This window comes from Campylobacter sp. CNRCH_2016_0050h, assembly GCF_025772605.1.
Lineage (GTDB): Bacteria > Campylobacterota > Campylobacteria > Campylobacterales > Campylobacteraceae > Campylobacter_D > Campylobacter_D lari_D.
Genome location: NZ_JAKMSK010000003.1, coordinates 118619 through 138315, shown reverse-complemented (window position 1 = coordinate 138315; position 19697 = coordinate 118619). Strand labels below are relative to the sequence as shown.

Annotated in this window: 18 protein-coding genes; 5 read left to right on the top strand and 13 right to left on the bottom strand. The window is 29.7% G+C overall.

Going from position 1 to position 19697, the window contains the following annotated elements; all coding sequences use genetic code 11:
* The first annotated feature begins 10 nt into the window (after window positions 1–10).
* Together ftsZ and L8X28_RS02670 are read left to right on the top strand one after the other, a co-directional pair.
* Complete coding sequence (ftsZ, locus tag L8X28_RS02675; protein ID WP_039626779.1) at window positions 11–1117, top strand: cell division protein FtsZ; 1107 nt, start codon at window positions 11–13, stop codon at window positions 1115–1117.
* Window positions 1118–1138: 21 nt separating this feature from the next.
* Window positions 1139–2503, top strand: a complete 1365-nt coding sequence (locus L8X28_RS02670; RefSeq protein ID WP_263665450.1) for a nicotinate phosphoribosyltransferase — start codon at window positions 1139–1141, stop codon at window positions 2501–2503.
* Here L8X28_RS02670 and ispG read toward each other — a convergent pair.
* The gene (ispG, locus tag L8X28_RS02665; protein ID WP_412175520.1) at window positions 2500–3564 is read right to left on the bottom strand and encodes a flavodoxin-dependent (E)-4-hydroxy-3-methylbut-2-enyl-diphosphate synthase; all 1065 of its coding nucleotides are present in this window, start codon (window positions 3562–3564) and stop codon (window positions 2500–2502) included. The genes L8X28_RS02670 and ispG overlap by 4 nt on opposite strands.
* 67 nt (window positions 3565–3631) lie before the next feature.
* Between ispG and L8X28_RS02660 the strand changes: the two genes are divergently transcribed.
* Both L8X28_RS02660 and L8X28_RS02655 read left to right on the top strand, forming a co-directional pair.
* Window positions 3632–4462, top strand: coding sequence for a hypothetical protein (locus L8X28_RS02660; RefSeq protein ID WP_263665449.1), 831 nt, complete (start codon window positions 3632–3634; stop codon window positions 4460–4462).
* Entirely contained in the window at window positions 4440–4925 is a 486-nt protein-coding gene (locus tag L8X28_RS02655; protein ID WP_263665448.1) for a DUF2972 domain-containing protein, read from the top strand. The genes L8X28_RS02660 and L8X28_RS02655 overlap by 23 nt, the downstream gene beginning before the upstream one ends.
* Here L8X28_RS02655 and L8X28_RS02650 read toward each other — a convergent pair.
* The 4 genes from L8X28_RS02650 to L8X28_RS02635 are packed head-to-tail and all read right to left on the bottom strand — an operon-like array spanning window position 4918 to window position 7689.
* Window positions 4918–6762, bottom strand: coding sequence for a primosomal protein N' (locus L8X28_RS02650; RefSeq protein ID WP_220566691.1), 1845 nt, complete (start codon window positions 6760–6762; stop codon window positions 4918–4920). The genes L8X28_RS02655 and L8X28_RS02650 overlap by 8 nt on opposite strands.
* The gene (locus L8X28_RS02645; RefSeq protein ID WP_263665447.1) at window positions 6759–7229 is read right to left on the bottom strand and encodes a type II secretion system protein; all 471 of its coding nucleotides are present in this window, start codon (window positions 7227–7229) and stop codon (window positions 6759–6761) included. Before L8X28_RS02645 ends, L8X28_RS02650 begins: the two co-directional genes overlap by 4 nt.
* Window positions 7230–7469 carry a hypothetical protein gene (locus L8X28_RS02640; RefSeq protein WP_133319896.1) on the bottom strand — a complete coding sequence of 80 codons (240 nt, stop codon included), beginning with the start codon at window positions 7467–7469 and terminating at the stop codon, window positions 7230–7232.
* Window positions 7456–7689: a hypothetical protein gene (locus L8X28_RS02635; RefSeq protein WP_012661890.1), complete on the bottom strand. Its 234-nt coding sequence runs from the start codon at window positions 7687–7689 to the stop codon at window positions 7456–7458. Before L8X28_RS02635 ends, L8X28_RS02640 begins: the two co-directional genes overlap by 14 nt.
* A gap of 154 nt (window positions 7690–7843) precedes the next feature.
* Between L8X28_RS02635 and uvrB the strand changes: the two genes are divergently transcribed.
* On the top strand, window positions 7844–9817 hold the full coding sequence (gene uvrB, locus L8X28_RS02630; RefSeq protein ID WP_263665446.1) for an excinuclease ABC subunit UvrB: 1974 nt from the start codon (window positions 7844–7846) through the stop codon (window positions 9815–9817).
* 16 nt (window positions 9818–9833) lie between these two features.
* On the opposite strand, the gene efp is transcribed toward uvrB, so the two are convergent.
* Genes efp through pheS form a run of 8 tightly spaced genes read right to left on the bottom strand, consistent with a single transcriptional unit; the run spans window position 9834 to window position 19678 of the window.
* Window positions 9834–10403 carry an elongation factor P gene (efp, locus tag L8X28_RS02625; protein ID WP_039618934.1) on the bottom strand — a complete coding sequence of 190 codons (570 nt, stop codon included), beginning with the start codon at window positions 10401–10403 and terminating at the stop codon, window positions 9834–9836.
* A gap of 60 nt (window positions 10404–10463) precedes the next feature.
* Window positions 10464–12044 carry a phosphoglycerate dehydrogenase gene (gene serA, locus L8X28_RS02620; RefSeq protein ID WP_263659747.1) on the bottom strand — a complete coding sequence of 527 codons (1581 nt, stop codon included), beginning with the start codon at window positions 12042–12044 and terminating at the stop codon, window positions 10464–10466.
* Window positions 12041–12520, bottom strand: coding sequence for a hypothetical protein (locus L8X28_RS02615; protein ID WP_133319893.1), 480 nt, complete (start codon window positions 12518–12520; stop codon window positions 12041–12043). The genes serA and L8X28_RS02615 overlap by 4 nt, the downstream gene beginning before the upstream one ends.
* 6 nt (window positions 12521–12526) lie before the next feature.
* Entirely contained in the window at window positions 12527–14194 is a 1668-nt protein-coding gene (locus L8X28_RS02610; RefSeq protein ID WP_263665445.1) for a 30S ribosomal protein S1, read from the bottom strand.
* Between the two features lie 55 nt (window positions 14195–14249).
* Window positions 14250–15086: a 4-hydroxy-3-methylbut-2-enyl diphosphate reductase gene (locus tag L8X28_RS02605; RefSeq protein ID WP_133319891.1), complete on the bottom strand. Its 837-nt coding sequence runs from the start codon at window positions 15084–15086 to the stop codon at window positions 14250–14252.
* The gene (gene aroA / locus L8X28_RS02600) at window positions 15076–16362 is read right to left on the bottom strand and encodes a 3-phosphoshikimate 1-carboxyvinyltransferase (protein ID WP_263665444.1); all 1287 of its coding nucleotides are present in this window, start codon (window positions 16360–16362) and stop codon (window positions 15076–15078) included. The genes L8X28_RS02605 and aroA overlap by 11 nt, the downstream gene beginning before the upstream one ends.
* Window positions 16359–18689 (bottom strand): phenylalanine--tRNA ligase subunit beta, encoded by a 2331-nt coding sequence (gene pheT / locus L8X28_RS02595; protein WP_263665443.1) that lies wholly within the window; start codon window positions 18687–18689, stop codon window positions 16359–16361. The genes aroA and pheT overlap by 4 nt, the downstream gene beginning before the upstream one ends.
* Complete coding sequence (pheS, locus tag L8X28_RS02590) at window positions 18686–19678, bottom strand: phenylalanine--tRNA ligase subunit alpha (RefSeq protein ID WP_087699975.1); 993 nt, start codon at window positions 19676–19678, stop codon at window positions 18686–18688. The genes pheT and pheS overlap by 4 nt, the downstream gene beginning before the upstream one ends.
* Window positions 19679–19697 lie beyond the last annotated feature (19 nt).

The following is a 19697-nucleotide window of genomic DNA, read 5'->3' as shown; positions in this document are numbered from 1 at the left end:
AGGAGATACAATGAGCGAATATCTAGTAGAAGAAATGCAACACGCAAAAGGTGCAAAAATAAAAGTCATAGGCTGCGGTGGCGGTGGCGGTAATATGATAGATCACATGGTAAATATGGGCTTACATGATCTTGATCTTATCTCAGCAAATACTGATGCACAAGCTATAGCAAAATCTTTAGCAAAAACTAGAATTCAACTAGGTGAGAAAAAAACTAAAGGTTTAGGTGCTGGAATGCAACCAGAAATTGGAGCAGAAAGTGCAAGAGAAAGCTTTGAAGAAGTAAAAGCAGCTTTAAGTCAAAGTGATATAGTATTCATTTCAGCAGGACTTGGTGGTGGAACTGGTACAGGTGCAGCTCCTGTTGTAGCACAAGCTGCTAAAGAAGTAGGCGCATTAACTGTTTCGGTTGTAACTATGCCTTTTGCTTTTGAAGGAAAACAAAGAAAAAAATTAGCTGAAGCTGGCTTGGCTGAATTAAAAAAAGAAAGTGATTCTATCATTGTAATCCAAAATGAAAAACTTCTTAGCATACTTCCAAAAAAAGCAGGTATAAAAGAAGCATTCAAACTAGTTGATGATATCTTAGCTAGAGCTGTTAGAGGTATGGTGTCTATTCTTTTAGAAGATGGCGATATCAATGTTGACTTTGCAGATGTTAGAACTGTTATGAGCCATAGAGGTTTAGCTTTAATGGGTGTGGGTCATGGAGAAGGTGAAAATGCTATCATGGACGCATTATCAAGCGCTATAGAATCTCCATTATTAGATGGTATGACTATGAAAGGTGTTAAGGGCGTGATTATCCATTATAAAATTGGACCTGAATGCTCATTGATAGAAATTTCACAAGCTACTCAAAGCATTAGCGATATAGCAGATGAAAATGCAAAAGTAATCTTTGGTGCAACTACTGATGAAAGCATGGGCGATCGTGTTGAAGTAACTATCATTGCTACAGGTTTTGAAGATAAAGCTGAAATAGAAAGTGCTAAAGAGCAAGAAGAAAGTAAAAAAAATAGCTATATGAATTTGCGCAAAGCTAGCGGTGGGTTTGATGAGGAAGTGATTTCTCAACTTGATGTTCCTGCTTTCTTGCGTCGTCAAATGGATTAATTTGTAAGTAAAAATCCTTATATGAATTCTTCATTATTATGTGATTTTTACGAACTAAGTATGGCTTATGCTTATTTTAAACAAAATATGCATAAGCAGATTGTTTATTTTGAAGTTTTTTTTAGAAAAGCTCCTGATAGTGCTTCTTATGCTATTTTTTGTGGATTAGAACAAATCATAAATCATATTAATCATTTTTCTTTCTCTAAAGATGACATAGATTTTTTGAAAAATACTAAAAAATTTGATGATGATTTTGTAAACTACCTTTCAACTTTAAAATTTAGTGGAGATATACTAAGTGTTAAAGAAGGTGAATGTATTTTTGCTAATACACCTTTAATGATCATCAAAGCACCTATAATAGAAGCTTTATTATTAGAAACTTTCATACTTTTAACCCTAAATCATCAATGTCTAATTGCCACTAAAGCTAGCAGAATTGCTCAAATTGCAAAAGAAAAATTACTCTTAGAATTTGGCTCTCGCAGAGCCCATGGAGAAAGCGCAGCTTTAAATGGTGCTAGAGCTGCTTTTATAGGTGGTTTTCATGCAAGTGCTTGTACTTTAGCTGGGAAAAAATTTAATATTCCTATTAGTGGAACCATGTCTCATGCTTGGGTACAAATGTTTGATGATGAGCCAAGTGCTTTTAGAGCATATTGTCAAATTTATAAAGATAATATAAGTCTTTTGATTGATACATATGATTATAAAAAAGGTATTGAAAATGCTATTTTAGTTTTTAATGAGTTAAATGCGCAAGATTCTATGCAAAATTATTCCATCCGTATTGATTCAGGAGATTTGCTGAAAATCTCTAAATATATTAGAAAAAAACTAGATCTTGCTAGCTTAACAAAATGCAAAATCATAGCTAGTAATGCCTTAGATGAGTTCATCATAGAAAAATTACTAAAAAACGAAGCTCCAATCGATGCTTTTGGTATTGGAGAAAAGCTTATTACTTCAGCAAGCTCGCCTATTTTTGGAGCTGTTTATAAGCTTGTTGCATTAGAAAAAAACAATCAAATCATCCCTAAAATAAAAATCAGCGCAAGCTCAAGCAAAACAACCTTGCCACATTTTAAAAAACTCATAAGGTATTATAAAAATAATAAAGCAAGTTTTGATATTTTATATACACATGATGAGAGTATCAAAAATTATCAAGGTTATACATATAAAAATTTACATGAGCTTATTTTTAAAGATGGAAAATTAATCTATGGGCTTCCTAACTTGAAAAATATTCAAGAGTATCATAAAAAAAGTGTTGATAGTTTGGATTTTAAACTAAAAAAACTTCAAAATCCAAGTATTTATAAAGTAAAAATTTCTAAAAAATTACAAAATATGCAAAAAACTTACTTAGAAAAAAATTAATCTTTTTCTCTAAGTTTTACTTCATCTTCTACTTCAAGTAAAAATCTATCAACAAGCTCATCTTCTTTTAATTTTGCTACCACTTCACCATGTCTTATAACTAAACCTTGATTTTTTCCAAAAGCAATAGCCACATCAGCGCCCTTAGCCTCACCCAAGGCATTTACAACACAACCCATAACACTTATATTTAATGGTTCTTTTATATGTTTAGTTTTTTCTTCTACTATCTTAATCGCTTTAATCAAATCGCTTTGAATTCTTCCACAAGTTGGGCATGAGATGATATTTACTCCACTCTTTTGCACTCCACTATCTTGCAAAATAGCCCTTGCTACCTTAATCTCTTCTTCAAGTTCCCCTGTCATAGAAACTCTCATTGTATCGCCTATACCTTTTAAAAGCAAATTTCCTAAAGCAATCGAACTTTTAACCGTACTATGAAATTTAGTTCCTGCTTCAGTAACCCCTAAATGAAACGGATAATCACAAAGTGGTCTTAGAGCTTCATAAGCTTTTATGGTATTTTGCACATCTGAAGTTTTCATAGAAATTTTAATGTCAAAAAAGTCTAAATCTTCTAGTAATTTTATATTATATAAAGCGCTCTCAAGCATAGCCTCTATATTATAACCATATTTATCGCTAAATTGCTTTTCTATAGAGCCATGATTTACCCCTATTCTAATAGGAATTTTTCTTTGTTTACAAGCTTGCACCACTTCTTTTATATTTTCTTTTGAGCCTATATTTCCCGGATTAATTCTCACCCCATCGATAAATTCAGCACAAAAAACTGCTAGCTTATGATTAAAATGTATATCCACTATTAAAGGCAAGGGACTTTTTGCTTTGATTTCTTTTAAAGCTCTTGCATCTGCCATGTCCAAACAAGCTAAACGCACTATATTTGCACCGGCAAAATAAAGCCTATTAAGTTGCTCTAAACAACCTTCAATATCTCTTGTTTTAGTAAAAAGCATGGATTGCACAGAAATAGGTGCATCACCACCTATTAAAATATCGCCTACTTTTATTTGTCTTGTTTTATATCTTGTCATTAAAATCACTCTAAAAATATTTTTATATAATTTTAATAATTTAATCTAAAAATATCAAGGATTTAATATGGAAAATTTACTTAATTTTTTATCAGCTCATTTAGATAGCAAAAAAGCAAATTTTTTATTAAATTCACTCAAAACCAATCAAGATTATTTTTTTCAAAAATTTATACTAGATAATATAAATCATATTACAGCTTGGCTTAATAGTGACGATTTTAAACAATATGAAAATAAGACTTATCCACCATTAGTAAATCCAAAAAATATCGATATAGAACCTAGTGATTATTGCGCAAAACTTGCTTGGAAACTAAACATACCTCTAGAAAATGCTAAATTTATCTATATTTCCCCTCATGGTGTTGGCGCTGCTGCTTTTTTAACACTACTCAATGAAGCATGCAATGTTTATTGCTCTGCTTCTTGGGTATCTCCAAACAACGGATATTACAGATATAATTTAAATTTTAAATCACTTCTTCAATACTCTCAAACAGCTATTAATATATCCGAGACAAATATTTTAGATTTGGATAAATATTTAAATTTAATTAGTTATGATATACCTATACTAATTCAAACACGAGATCCCATATCCTTATTAAAACATTCATATGGAAGAGATTGGAGTAAAGTTCAAAGAAACTATAATCAGAATTTTAACTTAAATTTTAACTACCAAGAATATATTAATTTTTTAAAACCAAACAAAACTTACATGAAAGATGATTTTGAAAATTTACTAGAAAATACTTTTATAATGCATACTCTACTTAATAAAATTAACACAAACAATATTACTTATATAGATATGTGCGATTTAAACGAAAAGAAAGCTTATAATACTTTTATTAACTTGGCAGATAAATTTGATTTTACCCCCCCCCCATAATGATGAAAATCTTTTTAAAAGAAAAGAATTTAGAGGTTATATAAGATATTTGCTTCCTTTAATTTTTCAAGTAGATTATGAAATAAAATTAATTATTAATAGATATCATATAAGCAACGAACAAATAAATATTTTTTCCTACATTAGCAATAATGATCTTAAAAATAACATTGGCATTTATATCGATAAAAATAAAATATCTAAATTTTTAAATCATAAAAATTATGCAAGAATCAAACAATATTTATCCAATTTTTTAGATGCAATCAAAGAAATTGTTGACTACACAGAAACAAATCTTATGAAAGAAGATGAAGTATTAGACTATCTCAAGAAAAACAAAACAGCAAGGCTAAAACTCAAAGATATATTAGATAAAGAACTAATACATATTAAAAATTTCCGCCCTGATATTGTGAAATCATGGAAATATTACCAAGAATTTGAAAAATTCTTTAACTAAAATCAACCGGATCTATATCACAAGTAATATTTTTAAAATTTAAAGCAAAGTGCTCAAATTTTACAAGTTCTTGATGAGTATTAGCACGCAATAATACATAAAAACGCCATTTTTTATTTAGCATTTCAATGCCACAAGCACCATGACCTACTAATTGCACTTGTTTTAATTCTTGAACTTTATTAGCTATAAATTCACATAAATTTAAAGCTTTGTTTTTATCCTCATCTTCAATAATTAACCTTAAAAGTCTTTTAAATGGAGGGTAAAGCTCACTTCTAGAATTTAATTCATCTTTTAAAAAACTATCATAATCTTGTATATATTTTTCAAAAAAAGATCTATTCTTAGTTTGTAAAAGCACCCTACCCTCACCCTTACGACCTGCACGACCTGCTACTTGCATAGCAAGAGCCAAAGTCTCTTCTAAAGCTTTAAAATTAGGTCTAAATAAATACTCATCAAGCCCCAAAATCACACTCAAATCCACATTATGATAATCATGTCCTTTAGCAAGCATAGAAGTGCCTACTAAAATATCAATTTTTTCTTGGTTAAAATCTTTTAAAATCATATCAAGCTTTTTTACACTGCTAATCTCATCACTATCAAATCTTTTTATGATAGGATTAAACTCAGCTAATTCTCTTTCTAAAAGCTCGCAAAGCTCTGCTGTGCCCATTTTTTTAGCTTCAAGCATAACTCCATTGCAAGTTGGGCAGGTTTGATCGATTTCTTTAGTAAAATTGCAATAATGACATTTTAATGCATTTTTATTTTTGTGCAAACTCAAAGCAATAGAACAAAAAGGGCATTTAATGGTATTAGCACATTCTTTACATAAAATTTGTCTAAAATTTGCCCTTGTAGGTAAAAATACCACAGCTTGCTTTTTATTTCTTAAGCTAATTTTTAATTCTAAAAGTAATTTTGACGAGACGCTAAGCTCGCTCTCATCATATAAAAACTGCTTTTTGCTTTCAAAAAAGGTTCCTTTAAGTCTAAAACAAGGATGTTTATAATAACTTACAACACTTGGAGTAGCCGAACCTAAAAGAACTTTTATATGCATTTTTTTTGCTACAAATAAAGCCAAATCTCTTGCATTGATTTTTGGATTATTAGAAGCTTTATAAGAATTATCATGCTCTTCATCAATAATAATCAAACCCAAATTCTTAAAAGGTAAAAACAAAGCCGATCTAGCTCCCACCACCAAAAGAGCTTTTGAATTTGTTAAATCTTGCAAGTATTCTTGCTTTTTTTTCTTAGTAATTTTAGAATGCCACAAGAAAAAATGCTCACCAAAATACACTTTTAATCTTTTTTGCATTTGCGGAGTTAGAGCGATTTCTGGCATTAAAAGCAAAACTTGCTTTCCTTGCTCTAGATATTCTTTTATCAAGCTAATATAAATTTCAGTTTTACCACTTCCTGTATCGCCAAATAATAAACTAGTTTGTTTAGTTTTTATAAATTCCAAAGCCTCTTGCTGGTTTTTACTTAAACTAGGTGCTTTTTCTATATGAATTTTTTCATTTTTATACTCTTTAATGCTTTCAAACATACCCAAAACAAAAGCTATTTTACTAGCATAATAATAAGCAATAAATTGAGCAAGTTCGTATTGGTATTGCGTTAGTTTAAAACCTGTTTTTTCTTTTATAGCTTGGGTTTTAAAATCAGGCTTTGAACATTTTTGTAAAATTATAGCTTTGAGATTTTTTTTCCTTGCAAGATCAACTATCACTTCATCTAAAATTTCAATTTCTTCTTCACTTTCATAAATTAAGGTATCTAAATAATATCCTTTTATAGCAAGTTGATAAAAATTCAAAACCCATAATCCTTACAATTTAAACTCACACATTCTAAAAAAACTTTTTCACCATTATAAGAAAAATCTATGTAATTTTTAGCATTTATAAAAAATCTATATTGAGTATTTGCTATTTTCATCCATGATTTTTTACTTGAAACAATTGGCTTATCTAATACACTATATGTACAATGATTTGTTTTTTTGTAATTTTGCAAACTATCACAAAAAAATAATTTTTGATTTTCACTATTTATCAAAGCTTCATCTAAAATGGCTGGAAAATCCTTACTTTCTTTAAATAAAAACTGATTTTTGAGTAAGGCCAAAGAAGCATTGATGAACTCTACCTCACTTTTTGCTTGGATAAGTTTAGCATCATTTTTTCCAAAAGAAAAATACGGATAAGCAATTGTGCTAAGAATAGCAATAATCATCATACAAAAAATAAGCTCTACTAAAGTAAAAGCTTTTTTTACTTGCATTTATTGTATTTCTTCATCGATAGTGTTTATAAGTTTGTTGAGTTCTTTTTTTAAGATATAATTTTCATAGCTAAGTTTTACAAAAGCATTAATGAAATTTGCAAGTTCTATCTTACCTGTGCCTCCAGAAATTAAAGCAATCTCATCTTCAAGATGATTTGCAAATTCATTACTGCATGTTACAACAAAGTCTTTCGCATAGACATTGATTGTAACTTTTCTTTGATTATTGTTTGCCAAGAACTGCCTCTATTTTTTTGATCACATCTTCACTTTCAATATTTTTATTTTTAAGCTCTTCTTCCAAACGCGCAATTTGATTGTTTTTGGCTTCATTTTGTGCTTTTACGCTCACTAATTCATTTCTTAAATTTTCATTTATTTCACATACTTCATTATATTTAGCCAAAAGCTCATTTACTTTATCTGTCATTGTGTTGATTATTCTTTCATCATACATAATTTTTTGCCTTTATTGATTTTATATTTTAGAGTATTTTAAACACATATTGTAACAAAAAAAAATTTAATTTTGCATAGCTTTTTGTTTTAAAATTTAAATTTTTAGAAAAAAATTTGTGTAAAATTAGTAAAAATATAAGTTAGGAAAAATTATGTTTGAACTTACTAGCGAATTTAAGCCAAGTCCTGATCAAAAGCAAGCTATTGATGGTATAGTAAAAAGCATTAAAGCAGGCAATAAATACCAAACCTTGCTAGGTGTTACAGGTAGTGGAAAAACTTTCACTATGGCAAATATCATTAAAAACTTAAACATGCCTACTCTTATCATGAGCCACAATAAAAGCTTATGCGCGCAACTTTATAGTGAATTTAAAGGCTTTTTTGCAAATAATCATGTGGAGTATTTTATAAGCTATTATGATTATTATCAACCCGAGGCTTATATACCAAGAACCGATGTTTTTATAGAAAAAGACAGCTCTACTAATGAAGACTTAGAAAGATTAAGACTAAGCGCAAGTGCTTCGCTTTTAAGTTATGATGATGTTATTTGCATAGCTAGTGTTTCAGCAAATTATGGTTTGGGAAATCCAAGTGAGTATGTGGGTATGGTTTTGATTTTAGAGCTTAATATGCAAATAAATCAAAAAGAACTTTTAAAAAAACTTGTAGATATGGGTTATAAACGCAATGATAATTTCTTTGACAGAGCTGATTTTAGAGTCAATGGAGATATAGTAGATATATATCCAGCTTATTATGAGGATGAAGCTATTAGACTTGAATTTTTTGGCGATGAACTTGAGGCGATGTATCATTATAATATCTTAGAAAATAAAAAAGGTAAAGACTTGAAAAAATTTATACTTTATCCAACTAGTCAATTTAGCGTAGGTGAAGCTAGACTTAAAGAGGCTATAAAAGGTATAAAAGCTGAATTAAATAAACGCCTTGCTTATTTTGAAAATGAAAATAAACTCGTAGAAGCACAAAGACTAAAACAAAGGGTAGAATTTGACCTTGAAATGCTTCAAAGTACTGGCATGTGCAAAGGAGTTGAAAATTATGCCTTGCATTTAACAGGGCTTAAGAGCGGCGATACACCTTATACGCTTTTTGATTATTTTGCCATTAAAAATCAAGATTTTTTAGTCATTGTAGATGAATCTCATGTATCTTTACCACAATTTCGCGGAATGTTTGCAGGGGATAGAAGCAGAAAGCAAACTTTGGTTGATTATGGTTTTCGCTTGCCAAGTGCCTTAGATAATAGACCTTTGATGTTTGATGAATTTATTAATAAAAATTGTAAATTTTTATTTGTTTCAGCCACACCTGCACCTTTAGAACTAGAATTAAGCAAAGAAAATATTTTTTATCAAATCATGCGTCCAACAGGGCTTTTAGATCCTAAAATAGAAATCAAAGATAGTGAAAATCAAGTAGAAATTTTATACGATGAAGCTAAAAAAGTTATAGAGCGTAATGAAAGAGTTTTAATAACCGTTTTAACTAAAAAAATGGCTGAAGAGCTTAGTAAATACTACTTGGAACTTGGCTTAAAAGTAAAATACATGCACTCAGAAATTGATGCAATTGAGCGCAATGAAATCATCCGTGGCTTAAGAAGTGGCGCTTTTGATATTTTAATCGGGATTAATCTTTTAAGAGAAGGACTTGATTTACCTGAAGTTTCCCTTATAGCGATTATGGATGCAGACAAGGAAGGCTTTTTAAGAAGCACCACTGCACTCATTCAAACGATGGGACGCGCGGCTAGAAATGTCAATGGAAAAGTATTGCTTTTTGCCAAAAAAGTCACAAAATCCATGCAAGAAGCTATCGATACTACCAATGAAAGAAGGGCTTTACAAGAAGCTTATAATAAAAAACACAACATCACACCAACCTCAGTAAAAAGAAATATAGAAGAAAGTTTAAAACATGAACTTGAGCAAGGAGAAATTTATCGCAAAGGCAAAGAACTTGAAAAAATGCCTGCAAAAGAACGCGCCAAAATAGTAAAAGAATTAAGAAAACAAATGCTAGAAGCGGCTAAAAATCTTGAGTTTGAGAAAGCGGCAATGCTTAGAGATGAAATTAATAAATTAAGAACTTTATAATCCCTTAAATAAGGGATTATTTATTTGCTCTTTCTATATACTCTCCACGCACAGTATCAACACGGATTACTTCCCCTTCTAGCACATGGAAAGGAATTTGTACTACCGCACCTGTTTCTAAAGTAGCTGGTTTTTTATTTGAGCCTTGAGTATCGCCTTTGAAATTCGGCGCTGTTTCAATAATTTTAAGTTCCATTACTTGAGGCACTTCCACACCAATTGCTTTTCCATTGTGAAATAAAACATCTACCATAGTTCCATCAAGCATCCATTTTTTAGCTTCACCCACATCTTCATCACTAATTGCAACTTGCTCATAAGTTTGAGTATCCATAAATTGACAATTTTCACCATCATCGTATAGATATTGCATTTGTTTTTCTTCTAAATTTGGAGATTCACATTTATCCCCTGCATGGAAAGTTTTTTCTAAAACCTTACCATCGATAAAAGATTTAATTTTAATACGAACAAAAGCAGGACCTTTTCCTGGTTTTACATGTTGATATTCTACGATTTTAAAAGGAATACCATCAATTTCTATTTTTAAACCTTTTTTTAAATCTCCCATTCCATAAGAAGCCATATATTTTCCTTAATTTTAAAATTAAAAAATAATTGTAACAATTAAGGCTTATAAAAAGCCTTAAATTTCTGCATATTCTGCAAAAATACAAGCATCAATAGCTCTTAATTCCTCAAGCAAAGCTTTTGAAATTTTCGTATCAAGCAAAATTACAGCCAAAGCTTTTCCAAAGCCATTTCTACCAAGTCTAAAATCAGCTATATTGACATTATTTTTGGCTAAAATTCCGCTAACATTAGCAATAACTCCTGGTATGTCATTATTGTTTAAAATTATCATTTTCCCTTTTGGTTTAAAATCTACATCAAAACCATTCAATTCTACTATTCTTTGTTCATTTTCACCAAAAATAGTTCCTGAGATAGAAAGGTTAGAATTATCTGTAATTACTTTTATAGTGATTTTATTACTATAACCACTACTTGGTAGAATACAAGAAGAAAGTTCTACGCCCTTATCTTTAGCTACAAAATGTGCGTTAATATAATTAATATTCTCACCTAAAATACCTCTTAAAACACTCACTGTTGCAAAAGTTAATAAAGACTCATTATACTCGCTAATTTGTCCTTCACTCTCAAGTTTAATAGCCTTAATAGGAGTTTTATCAAGCTGAGCAGCCAAAAAGCCCATTTTGGAAATAAGCTCAATATAAGGTGCTACAAAACTTGGTAAATCTTCAGTTTTAATCGGTAAATTTAAAGCATTAGGATAAGAAATTCCTCTTGCAGCATTTAAAGCTTGCTCGCATGCTTGGATAGCGATATTTTCTTGACTTTCTAAAGTGTTTGCACCAAGATGAGAAGTAACAGAAACATTTTCAAAGTCTAAAAATGGATGATTAGTTGCTGGTTCTTTATTAAACACATCGATACCAAGCCAAGCTATTTTACCACTTTTTAAACCTTCACACAATGCATCTTCATTATAAAGACCACCTCTGGCACAATTTATCAATCTTACGCCATCTTTCATTTTAGAAATTTCTTCAAAAGAAATCATATCTGTTGTTTCTTTTGTTTTTGGCGTATGTATGGTAATAAAATCACTTTGAGTTAAGATTACATCTAAAGAATTCACACACTCTATACCCAAATCAGTCATTTTAGAAGCTACCACATAAGGATCATAAGCTATAACTTTCATACCAAAAGCTTTTGCACGTACAGCCACTCTTGAACCTATATTACCAAAACCTATAACTCCTAAAGTTTTATTCATAAGTTCAACACCATACCACTTTTCTCTTTCCCATTTTCTTTGTATTTTTAAAAAATTATGAGCATTTACAAAAGATCTTGCAGAGCATAATAAATGATTCATAGTAAGCTCAACTGCTGCTATGGTATTAGCCGTTGGTACATTCATTACTATAATGCCTTTTTTAGAGCATTCATCTATATCAACATTATCAACCCCAACGCCTGCTCTAACTAAAGCTTTTAAATTAGAACATGCATTGATAAATTTCAAATCCACATCCGTTGAACTTCTAGTAATAGCAACATCTACATCATTTAATTTTGTTAAAAGTTCATCTTTAGGCAAATGTGCTGCTTCGATAAGCTCAACATCATCAGCTTTTCTTAAAAGTTCTACGCCTTTGTCTAATATCGCATCACATACAATAATTTTTTTCATAACCAAACCTCCTTTAATTTTGCATTTATGTTGTAAATTTTTAATTTGTCGATCAGTGTATTTAATACTTTTTCATTATTTGTATCTAAATAAATTGCCACTTCATCTTTACTCTGTGTTAAAGTGTATTTGATAAAAAAAGAATGCAGAGTTTGCTTTAAACAAAACATAGAATAAACATCATTTTTATTTACATCGAGCATATAAAATTTTTGTTTTGGCTTTACTACAGAATCATCCATATTAAAACTCATATAAAATTCATTTGCTGCTGGAGAAAAATCATTGATTTTAATATTTGAAAGTTTATCTTGCCAAGTTTGTGGTAACTCTTTTTTTATTTCATCAAAAGAATATTTAACATTTTGTGAGATAGGTAAATTCCCAATATCTACATATCTCACCATAAAAATAAAAGCAATAAATAAAATTAGGCTTAAAAAACCTAAAATACCATAAAGGGTATATTTTTTCATTTTTTATTATAAAAGTTGATCTTTGATAATATCACCTAAAGTTACTTTGTCATTATCATTGATTTCATTTAACGCTTCTCTTTCTTTCATTCTTGCAAGGCTTTTTACGCTTAAACGAATTCTATTTTTCTTTTCATCAATGAAAACAATCAAAGCTTCTATTGTATCACCTACTTTTAAACTTGAAAAATCAATATTACCTAAATCCTCTTTATGAATAAGCGCATCAACGCCTTCTTCAAGCTCTACAAAAACTCCAAAATCTTTAATATCTCTAATTTTACCAGATATAACATCATTTACTTGGTGTTTTTGAGCATAAACTTGAACAGGACTTTTTTGTAATTCTTTAGTACTTAAAGAAATTTTTTGATTTTCTTTATCTAGTTTAATGATTTTAACTTCTACAACATCACCAACTTTATACATATCTTTACATTTATCACTTCTATTCCAAGAAGCATCTTCATTATGTAATAAACCTTCTAAATTAGCAATTTTTATAAAGGCACCAAAATTAGTCACAGAAGTAACGCTGCCTTTTAGCACATCACCTACTTTATACGATTTTAAAAACTCATCAAAAGGTTTTGCTAATAAATTTTTTAAAGAAACTCTAAGTCTTCTTTCTTTAGCATTAATTTCAATCACTTCCACATCAAGCTCTTGACCTTCGTTAATATAATCTTTTGGATTTTTAGCATTTTTATCCCAAGAAATTTCACTTATATGTAAAAATCCTTCTATATCATTTCCTAAATCTACAAAAGCACCATATGGTTCTATATTTGAAACCGTAACTTTAATAGTATCGCCAACTTCTAAACCATCTTTGATTTCATCCCAAGGATCAGGCATGGCAAGTTTTATAGATAAAGAAAGATGTTTTTTATCTTTATCATATTTAATCACTTTTACAGGAACTTTATCACCTTCATTATACAATGAACTAGGATTTACTGGTCCTTTATAAGAAATTTCGCTATAATGAACTAAACCATCAACACCGCCTACATCAACAAACATACCGTAAGTAGTGATTTTTTTAACAACACCTTCTATAATTTCTTCTTGATTTAATACATTTGAAATAATTTCTTTGCGTTTTTTTCTTTCCTCATCTACTATTTTTTTTCTAGAAACTACTATACTCTGAGCTTCTTTATCTATTTTTATAATTTTAACTTTAAAAGTTTTATTGATAATATTGTTTGAATCTTTAAAACTGCTTTGTGATTTTGGTAGGAAAAACTCCACTCCATTTTCATCCACAGCTACAAAGCCACCTCTATTTTTACCAATGATTTTTACATCAAATATAGTTTCATCATCTTTATAATTGTTAATAAATTCTTTAACTTTTTGTTTTCTTAAAGCTTTTTTATGAGAAAGTAAAGATCTGCCACCGCGAGAACCTACTATAGCAACTTCTAATGTATCACCTTCTTTGAAGATAAATTCGCCTTTTTCGTTTTGAATTTCTTCTGCTACTAAAATACCTTCTGATTTTTGTCCTACATTTACAAATACCTCATCGCCTTTAATCGCGACAATTATACCCTGTGTAGTTGCCTCCTCATCAGACTTAAAAGATTCTTCAAGCATTTGCTCAAAATCTTCTTCTATGATAATATCCTCTAGTCTGTTTTGAACTTTTTTGTTCACCTCGCTCATTGTGGTCCTTTGTTTTAAATTTTAATTGTTGATTATAGTATTGTTTTCTTTAAACTTAGTTAATTTTGGCGTATTCTTTGATTTTTTCCAAAACCAAATCAATCACCCAATCAGGTGTAGAAGCACCCGCACTAATGCCACATTTTTCTTTACCGCTAAACCATTCTTTCTGAATTTCTTTTTCATTTTCGATTAAATAACTATCTTCACAATAGTTTTTTGCTATCAAAAAAAGCTGTTTAGTATTGGCTGAGTTCTTCCCTCCAACTATTATCATTACATCACTTTTTTTAGCAAGTTCATTGATTGCTTCTTGATTTTTAAAAGTCGCATCACATATTGTATTAAAAACACGCACTTCCTTAACCCTAAGCATTAAAAAATTTACAATTTCCATAAATTTTTCTATCTTTTTTGTAGTTTGTGATACTACTGCAATTTTAGAAGGCAATTTAATATCAAGCAATTCTTTTTCATCAAGCACTACATAAGCTTTAGTACTTACATAACTTCTAACCCCTTTTACTTCAGGATGATTTTCATCCCCAAAAATAACAACTTCATAACCTTCATTGCTCATTTGTTCACAAATTTTTTGAGGTTTAGTCACAAAAGGACAAGTTGCATCAAAAATTTCTATATCTTTTTGTTTTAATTTTTCTAAATCTTGCTTTGTAATACCATGGGTTCTAATGATGGCTTTTTTTTCTGCGTTTAATTCATTAATATCATTTAATGTTTTGACATTATAATTTTTCCAAAGTCTTGTGATTTCTTCATTATTATGAATTAAAGGTCCTATAGTAGCTGCATCTTTAATCTGCTCGGCTTTTTTAATAGCTCTTTTTACTCCAAAACAAAATCCATAACTTTTTGCTAATTCAATCTCCAATTTTAGCTCCTATTTGCTTTAAAATCTCAATAAAATTTGGAAAAGAAGTTTTGATACATTCGCTATCATCTATTTCTATTCCACATCTTAAACCTAAAATTAAAAAACTCATCGCTATTCTATGATCTCCAAAGCTTTCTATTTTAGCATTTTTAACTTCGCCACCTTCTACTTCAAAACCATCTTCAAATTCTTTTACTTTTATGCCACATTTTTGCAAATTTAATACAATTGATTTAATTCTATCACTTTCTTTTACGCGCAATTCTTTAGCATTTTTTATAATGCTTTTTCCTTTTGCACAAGCAAAAGCTATAGCCAAAGCTGGAATTTCATCAATCAACCATGCGATATTTTCACTCACATTTACCGCCTTTAAAGGCGTACTTTCAACACAAATTTCTCCAATACTTTCAAAATCTTCATTAGTAATATTATAAGTGATCTTTGCACCCATTTTTTCTAAAATTTTAAAGGCTTCAATGCGTGTTTTATTTAACAAAACATTTTTTAAGACTACTTTTGAATGAGGTAAAATACAAGCAGCTAAGGCAAAGTAAAAGGCTGATGATGGATCATTTGGTACACATACTTCAAATGCTTTTAATTTTTCTTTTAAAGGATTGATTTTGATAAAAGTTTTATCCTCATTTAAATACTCAATGCAAGCTCCCATTTTATTAAGCATAATCTCACTATGATCTCTTGAAAGCTCAACTTCTTTAAAATAACTTTCTTTTTTAGCCAATAAAGCTGCTAAAATTAAAGCTGATTTTACTTGAGCTGAAGCAATATTACTACTAAAGTCAAAACCATCTAACTTAGCCCCTTGTATGCAAATAGGCGCTAAATTTGCATTAGCTCTTCCAAAAATCTTAGCTCCTAAACTCATCAAAGGCCCACTCACTCGCTTCATTGGCCTAGCATTTAAATAACAATCTCCACTAAGAACAAAAAATTCATCTTCAATAGCACTTAAAAAACCTATTAAAAGTCTCATAGCTGTACCTGAATTTCCACAATCTAAAACGCAATTTGGAGATTTTATATATTTTGGAGCTTTAATATAAATTAATCCATCAATTTCTTCAACTTCAGCTCCTAAAGCTTGAATGATTGCTAAAGTATGTAAAGTATCTTGTGCTTTTAGATAATTTTTAATCTTACAAGTTCCTTGAGTAAGCAAAGAAAAAATAGCAAAGCGATGAGATATAGACTTATCAGAAGCTATATCTTCAAGCTCTACTTTAAAAGAATCAATAGGGCTTATCTTCATCGAAGTTTTAAACCATGCTCATCATCTAAAGCTTTGATAATTTTATCAATATATTCAAGGATAATATTATCTTCTAAGGTTTTTTCAAAATCTCTAAATACCAAATTAATAGTCAAGCTATAAAAATCACCCAAATTTTCATCTGTATATAAATCTACCACTCTAAAGCTTTCTAATCTTTCGATATTTAATTTAGCAATGGTATGTTTGATTTTTTCATATTCAAAACCCTTAGGTATAACTATACTTAAGTCCCTGCTCATAGATGGAAATTTAGAATATGCTTTAGCGGTTTTAAAGTCTTGTTTTAAGCCTTCCAAATCAAGCTCACAAATATAAGTTTTAACCAAATCTCTTTCATTTTCTATACTTAAATGCACTCTACCTACAAAACCTATACGCTTGCCATTTTTATATACATTTGCTTGTTCATATGGGCTTAAAAATGCATATTCTGATTTTTGTAAACTAAACTCACCTATAATGCTTTTTAATTCTGCTAAAAAGGTATAAAAATCCACTAAAACAGGCTTGGCCTTATTTGTGATTTTAGCTTCTTCTTTATAGCCACTAAAGATCATTGCAAATTTAGCATGCTCGTTTGAAAACTCATCAAAAACACTACCACACTCAAAAAGCTTGATTTTCTTTTTTGAATTTCTTAGATTAAAGCTTACTGCATTTAAAAGATGATTTATTAAAGTACTTCTTAAAGTATTAAGTTCGTTAGTAATAGGATTAATGAGTTTGTTTTTAATACATTTAAATCCTAGCTGACTTAATTCTTCTTCATTATCCAAAACATAATGCACACTTTCAAAATATCCATTGTTACTTGCTTTTAATCTTAAATTTTTAAGCTCTTGATAATCAAAATATACTTGATTTAAGCGATTTTTTTCTCTAAATTCTAAAGCTTTTGATGGGATATTATCAATACCGATAATTCTTACTATTTCTTCACTAATATCAGCTATATTTACTATATCACTACGGTGAAGTGGAATTTTAATATTAAATTGTTCATCATTTACCACACTTATTTCAAAGCCTAGTTTTCTAAGAATTTTGACTAAATTATTTTTATCTATAGGCATACCAATGATTTTATCAATCTCTGTACCAAAAATCCCAATAATATTTGCTTCATTTTCTTTAAAAACTTGTTGGCTTCCTGAAAAAACACCCATTGCACTAATTTTTAAGCACTCATTAAATAAATACTCCATTCCCAAAGAAAGCTTAGGCTCACTGCCTCTTAAAGAACGATATATAGTATCATTTTTCTTTTTATAAAAGGCTATTGCATTTGCTATAGTTTGAGGATGAGTATAGCTTGCTTCTATAATGATGATTTTACTCTCATCATTAATTTTAAATTTATCTTCTTGCTCTATACCTGCTAAAGCAATCAACTCATCTTTATAATAAACCCCATACTCTCCATGCTCTTGAGTTTTAATCTCTAAAACAATCTTTTCATCAATTTGACAATCTTGACAAAGCTTATGAAAATCATAAGCACAAAAAATCACTCCACTTGCATGAGTTGCATAAGTTAAAAGATTTTCTATGTTGTTATTTTTATATGCTTCAATCAAAGCAAGGCGAATTTGTATCGTGATATTTAACTTAAATTCTTCTTTAATCTCTAGTGCCTTATAAGCAAAAAATCCTTCAACATCACTTTGATTTTTAACACTTAGTATTCTTCCTATACCTACGCTATTTTCACCTTCTTTTAAAGGATTTAATTCTTTTAAATTTAAATCAAGTGCTGCACTTAAATCTCTAGCAACACCATATAAACTCAAGCAATCCCCGCGATTTGGAGTAAGTTCTATTTCAATTAATTCATCATTAAACAAATCATATTCATTAAGAGTTTTTCCTAAAACTAACTCTCCCATACTTTCATCTAAAACCATAATGCCTTCATTACTTTTTCCAAAACCAAGCTCACTAGAAGAGCAAATCATACCCATAGATTCAACCCCTCTAAGTTTGGCAGGTTTTATCTCAAGTCCGCTAGGAAGCACTGTACCTACTAAAGATACGGCTACAAATTGATCTTTATCAACATTTTTTGCACCACAAACAATTTGTAAGATTTCATTCCCAATATCTACTTTACAAATATTCAATTTATCTGAATTTTCATGTTTAACTTTTTCTAAAACCTTACCTATTACAACTTTTTGGGGAGCTTTAACACTTTTGAAACTATCAACCTCTAATCCTATGGAATTTAAAGTATTTACTATAGTTTGTGTTGATATTTCACTTAAATCAATCCATTCATTTAACCAATTTCTACTAATAATCATCTAAATTGCTCCAATAATCTTAAATCACCTTCAAACATAGAACGCAAATCAGGAATTTTATGTAAAAGCATAGCAAAACGCTCCACACCCAAACCAAAAGCATAACCACTTACATTTTTATAACCAACAAATTTATAAACATTAGGGTCAACAACGCCACATCCTAAAACTTCAAGCCATCCTGTTTGCTTACAAACCCTACATCCACAACCTTTACAAAACACACAAGAAATATCTACTTCAGCAGATGGCTCTGTAAAAGGAAAAAAGCTTGGTCTAAAACGCACTTTTACATCGCCAAACATATGTTTTAAAAAATGCTCTAGCATATCTTTTAAATTTGCAAAATTTACCTTATCGCCTTCTTCTACCACAAGTCCTTCTACTTGATGAAACATAGGGGTATGAGTAATATCAAAATCTCTTCTAAAAACTGCACCTGGTGCTATCATTCTAATAGGTGGTTTTTGAGATAGCATAGTTCTAATTTGAACTGGAGAAGTTTGAGATCTAAGCAAGGTTTTATCTTCAAAATAAAAAGTATCTTGCATATCTCTTGCAGGATGATTTTGTGGTAAATTCAATGCTTCAAAATTATGAAAATCATCCTCGATCAAAGGCCCTTTTTCTATACTGAAATTTAAAGCTGTAAAATATTCTATGATTTTATCCATAGTTTGCATGATTGGGTGCAAAGCACCTGCATTTGAAGTTTCATCAAAAAAGCTAAAATCTTGCACATCTTGTTTCATTTTTTCATTTAAAGCTTTTTCTTCTAATTCTTTTAATTTTATTTGATAAGCCTCATTAAATTCATCTCTTGTTTTATTTAAACCATTGGCAAATTCTTTTTTTTCTTCACCTTGCAAATCTTTTAACTTTGCAAATTCTAAAGTCAAAATACCTTTTTTTCCTAAAACACTTACTTTTATATTTTCAAGCTCTGCTAAAGTATTTACAGAAGCAATTTTTTCTATCATATCTTGCAATTTTAGCTCCAACTAAATT

Excerpts from the sequence above, each read along its gene's own strand:
- ftsZ (WP_039626779.1), top strand. The coding sequence starts at position 11 with ATGAGCGAATATCTAGTAGAAGAAATGCAACACGCAAAAGGTGCAAAA.
- L8X28_RS02670 (WP_263665450.1), top strand. The coding sequence starts at position 1,139 with ATGAATTCTTCATTATTATGTGATTTTTACGAACTAAGTATGGCTTAT.
- ispG (WP_412175520.1), bottom strand. The coding sequence starts at position 3,564 with ATGACAAGATATAAAACAAGACAAATAAAAGTAGGCGATATTTTAATA.
- L8X28_RS02660 (WP_263665449.1), top strand. The coding sequence starts at position 3,632 with ATGGAAAATTTACTTAATTTTTTATCAGCTCATTTAGATAGCAAAAAA.
- L8X28_RS02645 (WP_263665447.1), bottom strand. The coding sequence starts at position 7,229 with ATGCAAGTAAAAAAAGCTTTTACTTTAGTAGAGCTTATTTTTTGTATG.
- L8X28_RS02635 (WP_012661890.1), bottom strand. The coding sequence starts at position 7,689 with ATGTATGATGAAAGAATAATCAACACAATGACAGATAAAGTAAATGAG.
- uvrB (WP_263665446.1), top strand. The coding sequence starts at position 7,844 with ATGTTTGAACTTACTAGCGAATTTAAGCCAAGTCCTGATCAAAAGCAA.
- efp (WP_039618934.1), bottom strand. The coding sequence starts at position 10,403 with ATGGCTTCTTATGGAATGGGAGATTTAAAAAAAGGTTTAAAAATAGAA.
- serA (WP_263659747.1), bottom strand. The coding sequence starts at position 12,044 with ATGAAAAAAATTATTGTATGTGATGCGATATTAGACAAAGGCGTAGAA.
- L8X28_RS02615 (WP_133319893.1), bottom strand. The coding sequence starts at position 12,520 with ATGAAAAAATATACCCTTTATGGTATTTTAGGTTTTTTAAGCCTAATT.
- L8X28_RS02610 (WP_263665445.1), bottom strand. The coding sequence starts at position 14,194 with ATGAGCGAGGTGAACAAAAAAGTTCAAAACAGACTAGAGGATATTATC.
- aroA (WP_263665444.1), bottom strand. The coding sequence starts at position 16,362 with ATGAAGATAAGCCCTATTGATTCTTTTAAAGTAGAGCTTGAAGATATA.
- pheT (WP_263665443.1), bottom strand. The coding sequence starts at position 18,689 with ATGATTATTAGTAGAAATTGGTTAAATGAATGGATTGATTTAAGTGAA.